This window comes from Streptomyces sp. NPDC006393, from assembly GCF_040628575.1.
In the GTDB taxonomy this organism is placed as follows: Bacteria; Actinomycetota; Actinomycetes; order Streptomycetales; family Streptomycetaceae; genus Streptomyces.
The window spans coordinates 58546-73204 of the sequence record NZ_JBEXZD010000032.1 but is presented as its reverse complement, the minus strand read 5'-3'; the positions used below and the strand labels follow the sequence as shown (position 1 = coordinate 73204).

The window sequence follows — 14659 nt, the reverse complement described above, 5'->3', positions numbered from 1 at the left end:
GTGCGTACGCCGACGGTACCGACCTCCGTCGCCGCTCATCCGTTCACCCATGTCCGTGTCCGCTCCAGTCCGGCGGGTCCGATCCGTCCGGCGTGCCGGGCCCTGTCGCCCGTCCGCCGGCGCCCTGCTGCCGTCGTCGCTCGTGGCGGCCTTGCCGCCCTCGTTCATTTCGACTCCCCCAGCGTGCGGGGAGCCCCATCCGTCACACCCTCGCCCGCTCCGTCGCCCGGACCCAGCCGGCGGGCCAGGCGTTTCAGGCCGCGGTGGGTGGCGGTGCGCACCGCTCCCTGGCGCTTGCCGAGGACGCGCGCGGCGGCGGGGCCGTCCAGTCCGACGACGACCCGCAGGAGTACGGCCTCGGCCTGGTCCCGCGGCAGCCCGCGGACCAGTTCCAGCGCCCGTTCGGTGGAGAGGGACTCCATGGCCTGGTCATGGGTGCTGTGCGGGGCGGGCAGGTCCAGTACGTCCTGCTCGGTCCCTCCCGCTCGGGGCCGTACGCGCCTGCGGCGCAGATGGTCCAGGGCCCGGTGCCGGGCGATGGTCGCCGTCCAGCCGCGGAACCCGGCCCCGTCCCCCTGGAAACGGCCGAGGTCGCGAGTGATCTCCAGCCAGGCGTCGGACGCCACGTCCTCCGCGTCGTCGCCGACGAGCCCGCGCAGATAGCCGAGCAGGCCCGGCTGCACGATCCGATAGGCGACGGCGAAGGCGAGTTCGTCACCGTCCTGGGCCCGTGCGACGGCCACGCCCAGTTCCCCGTCGCACGCCTGTACGCGCCGGGGTTGCCGTGCCTGGCCCAAGACTGTCCTCGTTCGCACCGGTCCATACCGAGTCCCTGCCGCCCGTCGCGCTCCGGTCGCCTCGACGGCCCCCCATGGTGACCAGCGTCCGTTCTCACAGAAGTGTCACCACGCACCAGCGGCCCCTCGCATCACAGTCGGTCACGGCCGGTGATGTTTCGCGGTGGCCCTGCGCTGAGTGAGTGCCACGCCGTTCGCGACTCCCCCCGTGAGCGGCGCGCGGAGAGACGGAGCGGCCGGGACCCCGCCCACTGCACGGGGTTCCGGCCGCTCCGTCCCGTACCCGCGAGGTGTGACACGTCCGGCCCGGTGCGCTCTGTCCAGGCGGACGACCGCGGCGGTCGCCGTACTCGGCCTCGGCCCCGACCACTCCGCCCCCGCCGCACAGGGGCCGTGCCATCGGATCGACCCACAGGCCCGTGAGGTGAGCCGGGGCCCCGCCGTGACCGGGCGCTGACGCCGTACGACGCTCTCCGCGCCCGTCGGAGCAGCCCCGCACCGATCCGCCCCGGAGTGCCGGACGATGCCACCGGCTCCGGTAGAGCCCCGGGTACGCGGCGGTCCCGTGTACGCGGCGGTCCCCACGGGCACCCGTCAGTGCGCGGCTCCCGGGCCTCGGGGCGCGGACCGCACCGAGGGGGGCAGCACCCGTCCTCACCAGCGGGAGGCAGCATGATCAGCCATCAGCAACTGGTGGAAGAGGTGGCGTCGCGGAGCCGGCTCGACGACACGGAGGCCGCCGACGCCGCAGTGCACCTGGTCCTCGCGGCGCTGAGCAGTCGCCTCGACGGACCGCGCCGGGAGCATCTGCGGCAGGCCGTACCGGCCCATGAGCGGGGCGCGCTGGACCGCGGCGGCGCGGCGGCGGCCGGTCCGGCCGCGCGCCTCGACGAACTGCTGGCCGACGTGGCCCGGCCGGTGGGAGCCACCCCGGACCAGGCGCTGTTCCTGGCGCGGACGGTGGTCTGCCGGCTCACGGCCGAGGACACCGGCCTGGCGGCGGACCTGCGAGGCGCCCTGCCCGACGAGTTCGGCACCCTGTTCGCGGAGCCCGACTGACGCGTGCCGGGCACGCCGCCGCCTGCCTCCGCCACCGCTCCCGGACCCCGTGCGGGCTAGGATCCGGGCCATGGCCCTGACCATGACCGACGTGGACCGGTTCGAGGCCTCCAGGCCCCGCCTGGAGGCCATCGCCTACCGCCTCCTCGGCTCCGCGAGCGAGGCCGAGGACGCCGTGCAGGAGACGTTTCTGCGCTGGCAGGCCGCCGACGTCGACCACATCGAGGTCCCCGAGGCCTGGCTGACGAAGGTGCTCACCAACCTGTGCCTCAACCAGCTCACCTCGGCCCGCGCGCGGCGCGAGACCTACGTGGGCCAATGGCTCCCCGAGCCGCTGCTCGCCGGCGACCCGATGCTGGGCCCGGCCGACACCGCGGAGCAGCGCGAGTCGGTCTCGTACGCGGTCATGGTCCTGCTGGAGCGGCTGTCCCCCAACGAGCGGGCGGTCTACGTGCTGCGGGAGGCCTTCGCGTACCCGCACCGGGAGATCGCCGCGATCCTCGACATCACCGAGGCCGCCAGCCAGCAGATCCACCACCGCGCCAAGAAGCACGTCGCGGACGGCAAGGCCCGTACCGAGATCGACCGGGCCGCCGCCCGGCGGGTCGTCGAGGAGTTCCTCGCGGCGGCCACCAGCGGACGGACCGAGCCGCTCGTACGGCTGCTCACCCAGGACGCCGTCTCGATCGGCGACGGCGGCGGGAAGGTCCCGGCGCGCACCAAGCCGTTCGAGGGGGCCCTCGCGGTCGCGACGTTCATGCGGGGCCTGTTCAAGCCGGGCAAGGCCAAGCAGGCCCTGGTCGGCGGCAGCCCCCAGGTCTACGCCACCACCGCCAACGGCGACCCCGCCCTCGTGGCGGTCCTCGACGGCCGGGTCATCGGCGTCATCTGCCTGGAGGTCACCCCCGAGGGCATCGCCGCCTTCCGCAGCCAGGCCAACCCGGACAAGCTCGAACGCGCGACCAGGCTCTGGGCGGCCACGGACCACGGCGCACCCCTGCTCGACGCCGCCTTCTGAGCGATGTGAGGTGCTTCACACCGCGGTCCTGTCAGGAAACGGCGGGCCGCCCGGTTCAGGTGGCGAACCCGCCGAAGACAGGAGCCGGACATGCAGCACCGCATCATCGTCCTCGGAGCCGGATACACCGGAGCCATCGCCGCAGGGCGCCTCGCCAGGCGGCTGCGCCGCGAGGACGTCGCCGTCACCCTCGTCAACGCCGAGCCCGACTTCGTCGAGCGCGTCCGGATGCACCAGCTCGCGGTCGGCCAGGAGCTCGCGCCCCGCCCCTTCCGCGAGATGTTCGCGGGCACCGGCGTCGACGTGCGGCTCGCGAGGGTCACCGGCGTGGACGTGGACCGCAGGACCGTCACCGTCACCGACGCCGATGGGGCTGGGCGGGCGACCGAGGAACTGGAGTACGACACCCTCGTGTACGCGCTCGGCAGCGCCTGGAACGACCAGGGCGTCCCCGGCGCCGCCGAGCACGCCCACCAGATCGCCTCCCGTCCCGGAGCGCTCCGGCTGCGCGAGCGCCTGGCCGCCTTGGACGCCGGACAGCCGGTGGTCGTCGTCGGCGGCGGACTCACCGGACTGGAGGCCGCGACCGAGATCGCCGAGGCCCGCCCGGACCTCGACGTCGCCCTCGCCGCCCGCGGCGGCCTCGGCGACTGGCTCTCGCCCAAGGGCCGCCGCCACCTGCGGAAGGTCTTCGACGGGCTCGGCATCACCGTCCACGAGCACACCGCCGTCACCGCCGTCGCACCCGGCCACGTCACCACCGCGGACGGAACGACCGTCCCGGCCGCGGTCACCGTGTGGACCACCGGCTTCGCCGTCCACCCGATCGCGAAGGCCACCACCCTGGAGACCACCGACAGCGGCCAGATCGTGGTCGACCGGACCATGCGCTCGCTGTCGCACCCGGAGGTGTACGCCATCGGCGACGCGGCCATGGCGACGGGCCCCGGCGACAAGCCGCTGCGGATGTCCTGCGCCTCGGGCGTGCCCACCGCCTGGCAGGCCGCCGACGCCATCACGGCCCGCCTGACCGGCGGAAAGCTCCCGAACGTCCCGCTGCGCTACTTCAACCAGTGCATCTCGCTGGGCCGCAGGGACGGCCTGATCCAGTACGTCACCGCCGACGACCGCGCGGTCCGGGCGGCCCTCACCGGACGGCTCGCCGCCGGCTACAAGGAACTGGTCTGCAAGGGCGCGGCCTGGGGCGTCGCCAACCCGATCCTCCTGCCGACCCGCCGCCGCGGCATCGTGGGCGACGCGACCCGAAGGGCCACGACGCCCAAGCCGACGGACCCGACGCCCAAGCCGACGGACGCGCCGGCCGAGGCGTCGGCCTGACTCGCGTGGCCTGGCGGGCGCCCCGGCGGCGGTCTGCCTGACTCCCGTGGCCTGGCGGACGTGAGGGCGGGGGCGGTGGTCTGACTCGCGTGGCTTGGCGGGCGTGAGGGCGGGTGCGTCGGTCTGCCTGACTCGCGTGGCCTGGCGGGCGTGAGGGCCGGGGCGGTGGTCTGACTCCCGCGGCCTGGCGACCGGGCGGCTGAGGCATGGGTCTGATCCCACAGCCCCGGCCCCGGACGGATGGCCTGCCCCGGCGGGCGCCTGCTGCCGGCCCGGCAGGTGCGACGGCCCGGCGGGCGCCCCGGCTCTGGGCGTCCGCCGTCGTGCGCCGGTCAGTCGTTGGCGTGGCGCATGGCCCATATCCCCAGGAACCAGCCCCTGTTCCGCCAGCACCAGCCGACGGCCCCCGCGGCCAGTGCGACCACCACGATCTTCCGTGCCCGTGACATGTCCACCCCTCCCTCTCTCGCACCAGGCTACTGACGGGCGGCTCGACGCGGCCCAACTCGACGCCTGCGCACAGGGATACGGGTGACATCATGGAACCGCGCGCGAAGCCGCGGGCCAGTTGTCAGCCGAGTCGTCACAGGGGTCGTTGATGGGCAGTGAGAACATGGCGGTCGCCGGAGGGCTGGCCGAGACCATCGAGGCACTGCGAGCGGAGCTGACCGCGGCGATGGCGCGGGGCGACGGGCATCCGCTGCGCTTCGAACTCGGGCCCGTGGACATCGAGCTGGCGCTCGCCATCACCCGTGAGGGATCGGGCAACGGAGGACTGCGGTTCGGGGTGGTGTCGTTCGGCGCGGCCGGCAAGGCGGCGGCGGAGACGACGCACCGGCTGTCGCTCACCCTCAACCCGGTGGCGGCACGCGGCGACGGGCCGGTCCGGGTGACGGCGGACGTCGACGGCGAGCCGCGTTGAGGGGGACCGGGCCGTGGCGTTGAGCGCCCAGCGCGTCGCCGAGGTGTTCAATCCCTCGGCCGGCGTGGTCGGTTCGGGATGGTTCGTCGCGCCGCACCTCGTCCTCACGGTGTGGCACGCGGCCGAGGGCACCACACTCGACGGTGAGCCCCCGCCCGGGAAGCCGCCGCCGCGTCGCCCCCTGTCGCCGGCGGCCCTGGACGAGCTGTCCCGCGACCGCCCGCGATGCCGGGTACGGGCGCTGGCGGACGCCCGCAAGGGGCATTCCTTCCGGGACGCGGTGACCGTCTGGTGGCGGCCGGAGTGCGATGTGGCGCTGCTGCTGGTCACCGGCGTCCACCAGCCCGCGTCACCGGCCGGGTGGGCGCCGACGTACTGGGCCGACCTCCCCTCCGCCGACCCGGTCGACGTCACCGCCGTCGGCTTCCCCGACCACGACGTGGTGAGCGGGATGCGCGAGTCGCGGCAGTTCAGTGGGGTCGTGCATCCGCTGTCCGGCGTACGGTCCGGGCAGTGGGTCATCACGACCGGCGCGCTGGCCCGGCCGACCCCGGGCAGCGGCTGGGCGGGGATGTCCGGTGCGGCGCTGTTCGCCGGGGACCGGCTCGTGGGGATCGTCACCGCCGACGCCGGCGGACGGTCCGGACCGGTCGCCGAGCTGCGGGCCGTCCCCGCGGCGGCGTTCGCCGACGACCCGGGCCTGACGGCCTGGATCCGATGGGCCGGCGGAGCGGGCGTATGGGCGCGCGGGCGCGTCGAAGAGCCGGAGCCGGGCCGCCGGCCCGCAGTTCCGGACACCCCGCCGCCCCGCCCCACGGCCACGCGCTGGAGTTCCCCGGTCCGTGCCTGGCGGCAGCGGCGCCACCGCCCGCTGCTCCCGCCCGAGTTGCTCGACGCCGCGCCCGAGGCCGACGCCGTGGGCGACCGCGGCGGTCTCACCTACCGGGCCACGGAGCCCGGCGAGCTCGCCCGTGTCTACACCCAGCAGTACCTCGACACGACCACGGACCGCGACGCCCAGGGCCCGGCCGCGCCGCCCCCGGGGCCGCCCTCCGGGAGCGAGGGCCACCACTCGCTCCGGGTCACCGGGCAGCCGGTGTCCGTCGGCCGCCTCCTCGCCGACCCCACGGTGCGGCACATCGTCGTCACCGGCCAGCCGGGCGTGGGCAAGTCCAGCCTGCTGGAGTACGTGGAGGTCACCGCCTGGCGGTGGTGGCGCGGTGCGACCCGGGGCCAGGGGCCCGGCGAGGCTCCCTTCGGGCCGCTGCTGCCGCTGCGGATCGCCGCGCGCGAACTGGTGGGCAAGGACTCCCTCGCCGCGGCCGTCCGGCCCCGGGCGCGCGTCCTGCTGGAGGCCGGCCCGCCCGTGCCGGACGCCCGGGTGCTGGTGCTGGTCGACGCGCTGGACGAGGTGACCCGGCCCGAGGACTGGCGGCAGGTGGTGGAGCTGCTGCTGGCCACGGCCCGGGAGAGCACCGGCGGGCTCGGCATGGAGCGCCGCCTGATGCTGTCCACCCGCGCTCTGCACGACAGCACCTGGCGCAGCCTCACCGGCGTCGGCGTCACGGAGTTCCGCCTCCAGCCGTTCTCCGACGAGCAGTTGCACCGGTTCGTCATGGCCCATCAGACGGGCGGCGCCGACCGGCTGGCCGACCCCGTGATCCGCGAGCGGGCCGCCGTCCGCGCGGCGGAGTTCCTGGCGTACGTGCGCGCGAGCAACGTACTCGACCTGGTGCGGCTGCCCCTGCTCGCGCAACTGGCGGTCGGCCAGTACTTCGACCCGGGCGGGCAGCCGCACCTGCGGGGCCGCCGCGTCGACCTGTACGCGCGCGCCGTGGCGGAGTTCCTCGGCCGGTTCCCGCAGCGGCAGGACCCGTACGAGCCCTGGCTGCGCGACCGCGTCGAGGAACTCCTCGGCCGGCTGCGCGAGCGCCACGCCCGGGACGCGCCGGCCCACGCCGCCGTCACCACCGCCCTGCGCGGCTTCCTCGGGGACCTGGCCGACGCGTACCTGCATCACGGCACTCCGTTGCCCCAGGCCGCCGCACGGCTGCTGACCGGCGGACAGGACGACGACGATCCGACCGCGCCCGGCACGGCCGAGCCGGCCACGCACCGCGCGCACGACCTGCCCGCGCCGCCCGCCACCGACGACCCGGCCGCGCACCGAACGGTCGCGGCGCTGCTCGACGCCACCGGCCTCGTCGTCGACGTCCACGGTCCGGACCCCCGGTTCCTGCACCGGACGTTCGCCGAGTACCTGGCCGCGGAGCACTACCGGGTCCGGCTCGGCACCGACCCGGACGCCTGGGGCGACGCCCTGGCCGATCCCGACACCCGTGTCGCCGCGCTGTTCGCCTTCGACCGGCGGCCGGCCGGGCTCCAGCGCGAGCTGGTCCGCAGGCTGGCCGCCGACCCCCGGCGGGTGGAGCAGGCGGCGTGGCTGCTCGCGGAGGGCATGTGCGACGACGAGACCCGAGACCGGATCCTCGAGACGCTCTGGCGGCACCCCGGCGAACGGGAGCCGGACACGGCCCCCGTCGTCCACGACTGGCAGCAGACCCATTCGGCACTCGCCCACCTGCCCGGGCAGCAGCGCCGCCTGCACGACATGGCGACCGACCCGGACTCCGTACCGGTCGACCGGGTCAACGCCGCGGCGGCGCTGGCCGGCCACGACGCCCGCGGCACCGAGCTGCTGCGCGGCTTCGCCGAGGACCCGTCGTTCCCCCTGCACCTGCGGATCGGCGCGGCGGCCCATCTGGCGCACGCCGACCGGGAGGCGGGCACCGCACTGCTCACCCGGTTCGCCGACGACACCACGTCCCGCTACTGCGCCCAGGCCGCCGCCCGGCTTGCCGAGCACGACACGCCCGGAGGCACCGCCCGGCTGCGCGCGCTGGTCGCCAACCCCCACTGCCCCGACCTGGCCCGCGTCGAGGCGGCCCTCGGGCTGCGCGCCCACGACCGGGCCGCCGGAACCGAGTGGCTGCGCCGGTTCGCCGCCGACGGGCGCTTCTTCGCGGACTGCCGGGTGTTCGCGGCCGACGCGCTGGCCGCGTTCGCCGACCCGGGCGACCAGGAACGCGCCGAGGCGACACTGCTCCTCGAACGCATCGCCCGCGACGAGCGCGTCGACGCCGGCTACCGCGTCGAGGCGGCCCACCGGCTCGCCCGCTACGACCCCGCCGGCGTTCCCCTCCTGCGTGACTTCGCCGACGGGGCCCTGCCCGGCCGGTACAGCTGCGACGCCGCGGTGCTGCTGCCGCAGCACGACCGCGAGGAGGGGGTACGGATCCTCGGCCTCATCGCCCGCGCCTCCGGCCAGGAGCCCCAGCACCGGCTGCGGGCGGCGGCCGAACTCGCCCACTACGCACCGGCGGAGGGCGAACCCCTGCTGACCGGGCTGGCCCGGGAGCCGGGCTGGGACGCCGGGCCGCGCCTCCAGGCCGCCGTGCTGCTGGCCCGCCGCGATCGCGAGGCCGGGCTGCGCCTGCTGCGCGAGCACGTCGCCGAGTCGGCCGGGGAAGGCCGGGTGAGCGCCGCGCGCGCCCTCGCGGGCGTGGACCGGGAGGAGGGGCTGCGCCTGCTGCGGGAGCTGGCGGACTCCCCGGAGGCGGGGCGTTCCGTACGGGTCCACGCGGCCGGCGCCATCGGCGACTTCGACCCGAAGCTGAAGGAGGCCACGCTGCGGAAGCTCGGCGTGGACATCAGGCCGGGCGGATGGTTCTCGGTGTGACACAGCGGGAAAGCGGGTCCGTACACGCGCCGTACGGCGCCGTACAGCGGGCGTTCGAGGGCGTCGTACGCAATCCGTACGCGCGTGTGGTCGCGGAAGTACACCAACGGGGAGGCGACACAGGGTGATCCCACGCATCAGTGGAGGATCGGATCCGGCCGGCCAGGCACGCAAGATGGCCCGCAGAGGCGACTGGCGCGGCCTGTGGTGGCAGATCCTGTCCTCGCCGCTGCCGCAGGCGGTGGCCGCGGCGGCGCACCTGAAACTCCGCAAGTGGACCCCGCCGTCGGACGCCGACGCCCGGCTCGCCGCCGTGCTCACCGGCATCGACACCAAGGAGGCGGCCCGGCTCGGCGCGGACCTGTTCCAGCGGACGACCGTGCGGCTGCCCACCACGATGGGCTTCGCGAACCCGGCCGGCTTCTGCGTCCGGCACCCCGTGGTGGCGCTCGACACCACGGGCCGCGACGCGCACACCTCCCGTGTCGTCACGGTCGACCGCACAGGCGTACGGAACACGCTGTACGAAGGCCCGGCCCAGCACTGGTCGTTGTGCGCGCTCGACAGCGAAACCGTCATCGCGCGCCGCGAGTTCGACAGCGGTGGCTACCGGGGTGACACGGAGATCGTCGAGTACACCCCGGGCCGCGAGGCCGTCCTCGCCTCGGGAGGCGGGCTGCTGGACGCGGTCGTGGAGCCGACCGCCACGGGGTGGGTGGTCGGCACCAAGCTGCTCGGCGTCGCCCTCGCCCTCGCGGACGGCGAGCAGGAGCAGCTCGATCTGCGGGAGTACGGCCTGCGCCGCGCCGACCTGTTCGCCGTCGACGCCACCGGCACCCGGATCGCCTTCGCGGACGGCTCCCGGCTGCTGGTCACCGACAGCCGGCTCCAGCCGCTGTACGACCTCGTGACGGAGTCCGTGCGGCACGGCGAGTTCAACGCGATCACCTTCACCGGGGACTCCATCGTGACCGCCGGCCTGGACAAGGGCCTGTACCGCTGGCAGATCATCGGCGGCCGGATCCGGGGCCTGTACTCGGGCTATGACTCCACCCCGCGCACGATCTTCGCGCTCAACCCGGTGGCGGCGTGGAACCTGCTGGTGGCCGAGGGCGGCAACGTCAACTACCACTACGACATGGCCACCCTCGAGCGCACCGGCTCCCCGGAGTTCCTCGTGCCCACCGGCCCCGACGACCGGGACGACGACCTGCGCGGCTCACGCGCCATCGGCAGGTTCGTGTCGGCGCCCTACGGACGCCTGGCGGTCTACGAGGGCGGCCTCGCGATCCCCACCCGGGGCTCGGACGCCTTCTACTCCACCGTCGTCCAGGACCTGGAGCACCCCCTCAACATCCTGGTGAAGCCGCTCCTCGACCTGACCTCCGCCGACGCCGACCGGGTCCGTCCCCACCTGGACCCCTCCCTCGGCCCGGCGGCCCCCTACCCCCTCACCCCGACCGAACGCGCGCTGCTGGAGGCCGCGATCGAGGCCTGCGAGTGGGCTCCCCAGGTCACCGGCCGCTGACGGGCGGGCCGCCCCCGCGGGGTGCGCGCACGGCACCGAGGCCCAGGTCACCGACCTGGGCCTCGGTGCTCGGAGCACATCGACCGGGTCAGAAGACGCGGACGTTGCGCGCGGTGTCCCAGAGCATGTCGGCGTTCGGGCCGCTGATGGAGCCCTTGCCGTTGCCGTGGTAGATGAACGCCTGGTAGTCGATGGGCCGCATGAGGTCCGACAGTCCATCGCCGTTCACGTCACCGGTCGAGGTCAGCGGTTCGTCACTGGGCCAGGCGTAGGGCAGCTTCTTGCGGGCGCCGAACGCGCCCTTGCCGTTGCCCGGGTACAGCCACAGCGCACGTGACCCGTCCCGTGCCAGCAGGTCGCCCTTGCCGTCGCCGGTCATGTCGCCCGGTGCGGCCAGCCCGTTCATGGCGTTCCAGCCGCCGGTGCCGCTGATCCTGCGGGTGCCGAAGACGCCCTTGCCGTTGCCCGGGTACAGCCACAGCTTCCCGGCCGTGTCGCGGGCCAGCAGGTCCCTGCGGCCGTCGCCGGTCAGGTCGCCGGCCGCGCTGATCTCGCGCATGGTGTTCCAGCCGCCGCCGACCCGCACCCTGGTGCCGAAGGTGCCGTCGCCCCTGCCGGGGTAGAACCACAGCACCCCGCTCTTGTCCCGGGCGTACAGGTCCTCCTTGGCGTCCCCGTTGTAGTCGCCGTGCCGGACCAGCTGCGTCATGGCGTTCCAGCCGCCCCCGACGAGCTTGCCCTTGGTCGTCCAGTCGGCGTTGACGATGCCCGACAGGAACCACAGCCGGCCGTCGTCCGCGCGCTCCAGGAGGTCGGGCATCCCGTCGTTGTTCAGGTCACCGAACCGGGCCACGTCGGGCAGCCCTGCCGGTCGCTTGTCCTCCGGCTGACGCCACCAGTCCATCCAGGGGACGCCCTGAGTGACCTCGTACTCGGTGGTGGCCACCCGGATCGAGCTGATCTTGTTGTCGAACCTGCCGTCGAAGGCACCGCCGGTGAGGTCGATGGCCCCGTTGTGCGGGCTGATGAGGAGCGTGTCGTCGCCGGCGGAGACGGTGTAGCCGGTTCCGGTGTACGCGACGGCCCACAGAGAACTGTTGTTGACCAGCGACGAGGTCCTGTCGTTGAAGTCGCCCAGGGACGCCTGGCTCGACGAGACGATCTTCATCTCGCCCTTGTAGTCGCCGTACTGGAAGAGGCACAGCTTCCCCGAGGGGCAGCGGGCCGAGTTGTCGGTGGCCGCCGCCTGCGGGGCCGTGGCGAGCAGCATGGCCGTGGACGCGGCGAGGGCGACCGCGGCGCCGAGGGTTCGCCGGGCGGCGGCACGCCCGCGCGGGAAAGGCACGCCTGGGACACGTCGGCCCAGGGAGGTTCGAAGCACGAGGAGGTCTCCGTTCGGTACGGAACATCCGGCCCGGAATTCCGGCCCGGAATCAGTCGGGAAGGGGGAAGGCGGAGCCGGGCGGCAGCGGCACCGAGAGCGTTCAACCGAGAGCGCTCAGCTGAAAGCGCTCGACCGAAAGCGTTCAGAAGACCAGGACGCCCGACTGGAGGCTGCCGAAGGTCTTCGGGGCCTTGAGGCCACCGTCCGCCGCGCCCGTTCCCGGGTAGAGGCGCAGCGAGGACTGGCCCGGGGCGTGCGCGACCAGGTCCGGCCGCCCGTCCCCGGTGACGTCGCCCAGGCCGGCGAGCTCGGTGAGCGCGTTCCAGCCGCCGGTCCCGATGAGCTTGCGGGTGCCGAAGGCGCCCTTGCCGTTGCCCGGGTAGAACCACAGCTTCCCGGCGGTGTCGCGGGCCACGAGGTCGGCGCGCTTGTCGGAGTTCATGTCACCCGCGCCGACGAGCTCGTTCATGGTCTTCCAGCCGCCGCCGACCTTGGTCCGCGACCCGAAGACACCCTTGCCGTTGCCCGGATACGTCCACAGGGTGCCCGCGCTGTCGGAGGCGAGCAGGTCGGCCCGGCCGTCGCCCGTGAGATCACCCGCGGCCGCGAGGTCGCGCATGGTGTTCCAGCCGCCGCCGACCCGCACCCTGGTGCCGAAGGTGCCGTCGCCCCTGCCGGGGTAGAACCACAGCACCCCGTCCTTGTCCCGGGCGTACAGGTCCTCCTTGGCGTCCCCGTTGTAGTCGCCGTGCCGGGCCAGCCGCGTCATGGCGTTCCAGCCGCCCCCGACGAGGCGGTCCCTGCCCGCGCTGTCGGGCGCGTGGGACGACCACAACTGGCCGTACTTGTTACGGGAGAAGAGGTCCGCGTACCCGTCACCGTTCGCGTCGCCGAAGGCCCCTTGTGCGGGGAGTCCGGCGGGCCTGGGCTTCGGCTGGTTGTCCCACTGGTAGACCGCGTACCGGCTCTCGCTCTCGCAGAAGTCGTCCGCTTCGGGCCCCAGGTCGAGGGAGCTGATCGCGTTGTCGAGCTCGGGCGTCGCGCTCTCGTCGAAGGAGCCCTGGCCCGAGTAGAAGTGGGAGGCGCCCTCCCGCGGATCGAGCCCCGGAGCGATGTTGAAGCACACGGGCCAGTCCGTGTAGTTCGCGTAGGAACTGATGCGGTTGTCCCACGTGCCGAGGTTCAGCGTGCTGCCCTTGACGACCAGCATCTGGCCCTGACCCAGCGGGTCGCTGAAGACGCACAGATCGCCCCATGCGCATCGGTCGTAGCCGCTCGCGGCCCGGGCGGGCACGGTGGTCACGGCCGAGACGAGCCCGGCCGCGACACCGGCCGTGAGCGCGCCGCGAACGACGCGCGAGAAGGTGAGACGCACTCGGGTTCCCCCCAGAAGGTGCGCGTGTTCGGGCCGTGTACGCCTCGAACACGTGAATGTTGTGTGCATGATATTGACACACGCCGGGCCCTCGAACGCCCCTGGGTTGCCGGTCCCGGGCAGGCCGACGCAGGTCCCTCGACTCGCGCTCTCGGCTCGGGGACGCGGAGCGGCGTCAGGTGCCGGACCCGGAGATCACGACCTCGGTGCCGACGGCGGTGTGCTTGTACAGCCAGCGGGCGTCGTCCGGGCGCAGGCCGATCAGGGCCAGGGTGGACGGGCGGCGTCCGGGGACGTCCGCCTCGCCGTTGACCGCGTAGATGAAGTGGGGGTCCTTCCTGGGCCCGAGGAACTCCATCACCCACTCGTACTGCTCCACCACACCGCTCGGCGACGCGCTGAACCGCATGCGCCGGTTCAGCTCGGTGACCCGGCCGCTCGTGTCGTCACGGAAGGGCCGGTTCATGTCGGGTGCGGAAATGGGGAACGTCCGGCCGGCGGCGTGGAGTTCCAGTCTGGTGAGGTCGATCCTGATGTCCCGGACGGTCTCGTCGGAGGAGCCGGAGGAGCCCGAGGAGGGGGACGGCGCGGGAGCGGTCGTGGCGGCGCTGGTGGCGGGCGGGATCGCCTGCCGGTCGGTGCGGCCCAGCAGGGACGTACCGCCGAGGACGGCCGCGCCCGCCACCACCAGCCCCGCGGTGACCAGCCCGGCCCGGCGGGTACGACGGCGCAGCAGGGCCCGGCGCCGTACGAAGGCACCCGAGGCGGGCGCCGGGCGCCGGCCCCGGGCGGCCACCTCGTGCAGCGCGCTCGTCAGCCGGTCGGAGGTCGTCTCGGGCGTGGGCGGGCCCGACGGGTCATGAGGCATGCGTGGCCTCCTTCTTCCCGGTGAAGGTCTCGGCGTCCTGGGGTGCCAGATGGAGGGCGAGGGCGGCCCGGCCGCGGGCCAGGCGCGCCTTGACGGTTCCGACGGGTGAGCCGGTCTCGGCCGCGACCTGCTCCACGCTCAGGTCGCACACGTGGTACAGGACGATGGCCAGCCGCTGCGCCTGGGGCAGTTCGCGCAGGGCGGCGACCAGGGCGACATGCTCGGGTCCGGGCCCCGGAGTCTGCTCCGGCGGCGCGTCCTTGCGCACCAGCTCCAGCCAGCGCCGGGCACGCCGGAAGCGGCTGACGGCCAGGCGGGTGGCGACGGTGCGGATCCACGCCTCGGGGGCCTCGGCGGCGTCGAACGACCCGCGGCGGTCCCAGGCCCTGACGAACGCCTCCTGGACGACGTCCTGGGCCTCGGCGTGATCGCCGGTGAAGGCGTAGAGCTGGCCCACCAGGCGGGGGAAGGCGGCCGTGTAGAAGGCGTCGAACTCCTCCTCGGTCATCGGCCCCCCAGTGCCCCCGTCCCCTCGTGCCGCGCGTCCTGCGCGTCCCGCGGGTCCCGCACGCGTCCCGCGCCTCCCGCGCCCCCCGCGCCCCCCGCGGAGGTGATCCTACGGCCCCCTCGC

The 14659-nt window shown here is 74.4% G+C and carries 11 protein-coding genes; 6 read left to right on the top strand and 5 right to left on the bottom strand.

Going from position 1 to position 14659, the window contains the following annotated elements:
- Positions 1–164: 164 nt before the first annotated feature.
- On the bottom strand, positions 165–797 hold the full coding sequence (locus tag ABZ484_RS16140; RefSeq protein ID WP_358866511.1) for an RNA polymerase sigma factor: 633 nt from the start codon (positions 795–797) through the stop codon (positions 165–167).
- Between the two features lie 672 nt (positions 798–1469).
- Here ABZ484_RS16140 and ABZ484_RS16135 point away from each other — a divergent pair.
- The 6 genes from ABZ484_RS16135 to ABZ484_RS16110 all read left to right on the top strand — a co-directional run bounded on the left by ABZ484_RS16135 (position 1470) and on the right by ABZ484_RS16110 (position 10401).
- Positions 1470–1856, top strand: a complete 387-nt coding sequence (locus ABZ484_RS16135) for a DUF2267 domain-containing protein (RefSeq protein ID WP_358866510.1) — start codon at positions 1470–1472, stop codon at positions 1854–1856.
- 70 nt (positions 1857–1926) lie between these two features.
- The gene (locus ABZ484_RS16130) at positions 1927–2874 is read left to right on the top strand and encodes an RNA polymerase sigma-70 factor (RefSeq protein WP_358866509.1); all 948 of its coding nucleotides are present in this window, start codon (positions 1927–1929) and stop codon (positions 2872–2874) included.
- 90 nt (positions 2875–2964) lie between these two features.
- Positions 2965–4212, top strand: coding sequence for an FAD-dependent oxidoreductase (locus ABZ484_RS16125; RefSeq protein ID WP_358866508.1), 1248 nt, complete (start codon positions 2965–2967; stop codon positions 4210–4212).
- Between the two features lie 598 nt (positions 4213–4810).
- Positions 4811–5134 carry a trypco2 family protein gene (locus tag ABZ484_RS16120; protein WP_358866507.1) on the top strand — a complete coding sequence of 108 codons (324 nt, stop codon included), beginning with the start codon at positions 4811–4813 and terminating at the stop codon, positions 5132–5134.
- Between the two features lie 13 nt (positions 5135–5147).
- Entirely contained in the window at positions 5148–8873 is a 3726-nt protein-coding gene (locus tag ABZ484_RS16115) for a hypothetical protein (RefSeq protein ID WP_358866506.1), read from the top strand.
- 175 nt (positions 8874–9048) lie between these two features.
- Positions 9049–10401 carry a hypothetical protein gene (locus ABZ484_RS16110; RefSeq protein WP_358866505.1) on the top strand — a complete coding sequence of 451 codons (1353 nt, stop codon included), beginning with the start codon at positions 9049–9051 and terminating at the stop codon, positions 10399–10401.
- Positions 10402–10489: 88 nt separating this feature from the next.
- On the opposite strand, the gene ABZ484_RS16105 is transcribed toward ABZ484_RS16110, so the two are convergent.
- The 4 genes from ABZ484_RS16105 to ABZ484_RS16090 all read right to left on the bottom strand — a co-directional run bounded on the left by ABZ484_RS16105 (position 10490) and on the right by ABZ484_RS16090 (position 14536).
- Positions 10490–11746, bottom strand: a complete 1257-nt coding sequence (locus tag ABZ484_RS16105; RefSeq protein WP_358866504.1) for an FG-GAP-like repeat-containing protein — start codon at positions 11744–11746, stop codon at positions 10490–10492.
- A 181-nt stretch (positions 11747–11927) separates the two neighbouring features.
- Positions 11928–13160: an FG-GAP-like repeat-containing protein gene (locus ABZ484_RS16100; RefSeq protein ID WP_358866503.1), complete on the bottom strand. Its 1233-nt coding sequence runs from the start codon at positions 13158–13160 to the stop codon at positions 11928–11930.
- A 175-nt stretch (positions 13161–13335) separates the two neighbouring features.
- Positions 13336–14028: a L,D-transpeptidase gene (locus tag ABZ484_RS16095; protein WP_358866502.1), complete on the bottom strand. Its 693-nt coding sequence runs from the start codon at positions 14026–14028 to the stop codon at positions 13336–13338.
- Complete coding sequence (locus ABZ484_RS16090; RefSeq protein WP_358866501.1) at positions 14018–14536, bottom strand: SigE family RNA polymerase sigma factor; 519 nt, start codon at positions 14534–14536, stop codon at positions 14018–14020. The genes ABZ484_RS16095 and ABZ484_RS16090 overlap by 11 nt, the downstream gene beginning before the upstream one ends.
- Between the last annotated feature and the right edge of the window lie 123 nt (positions 14537–14659).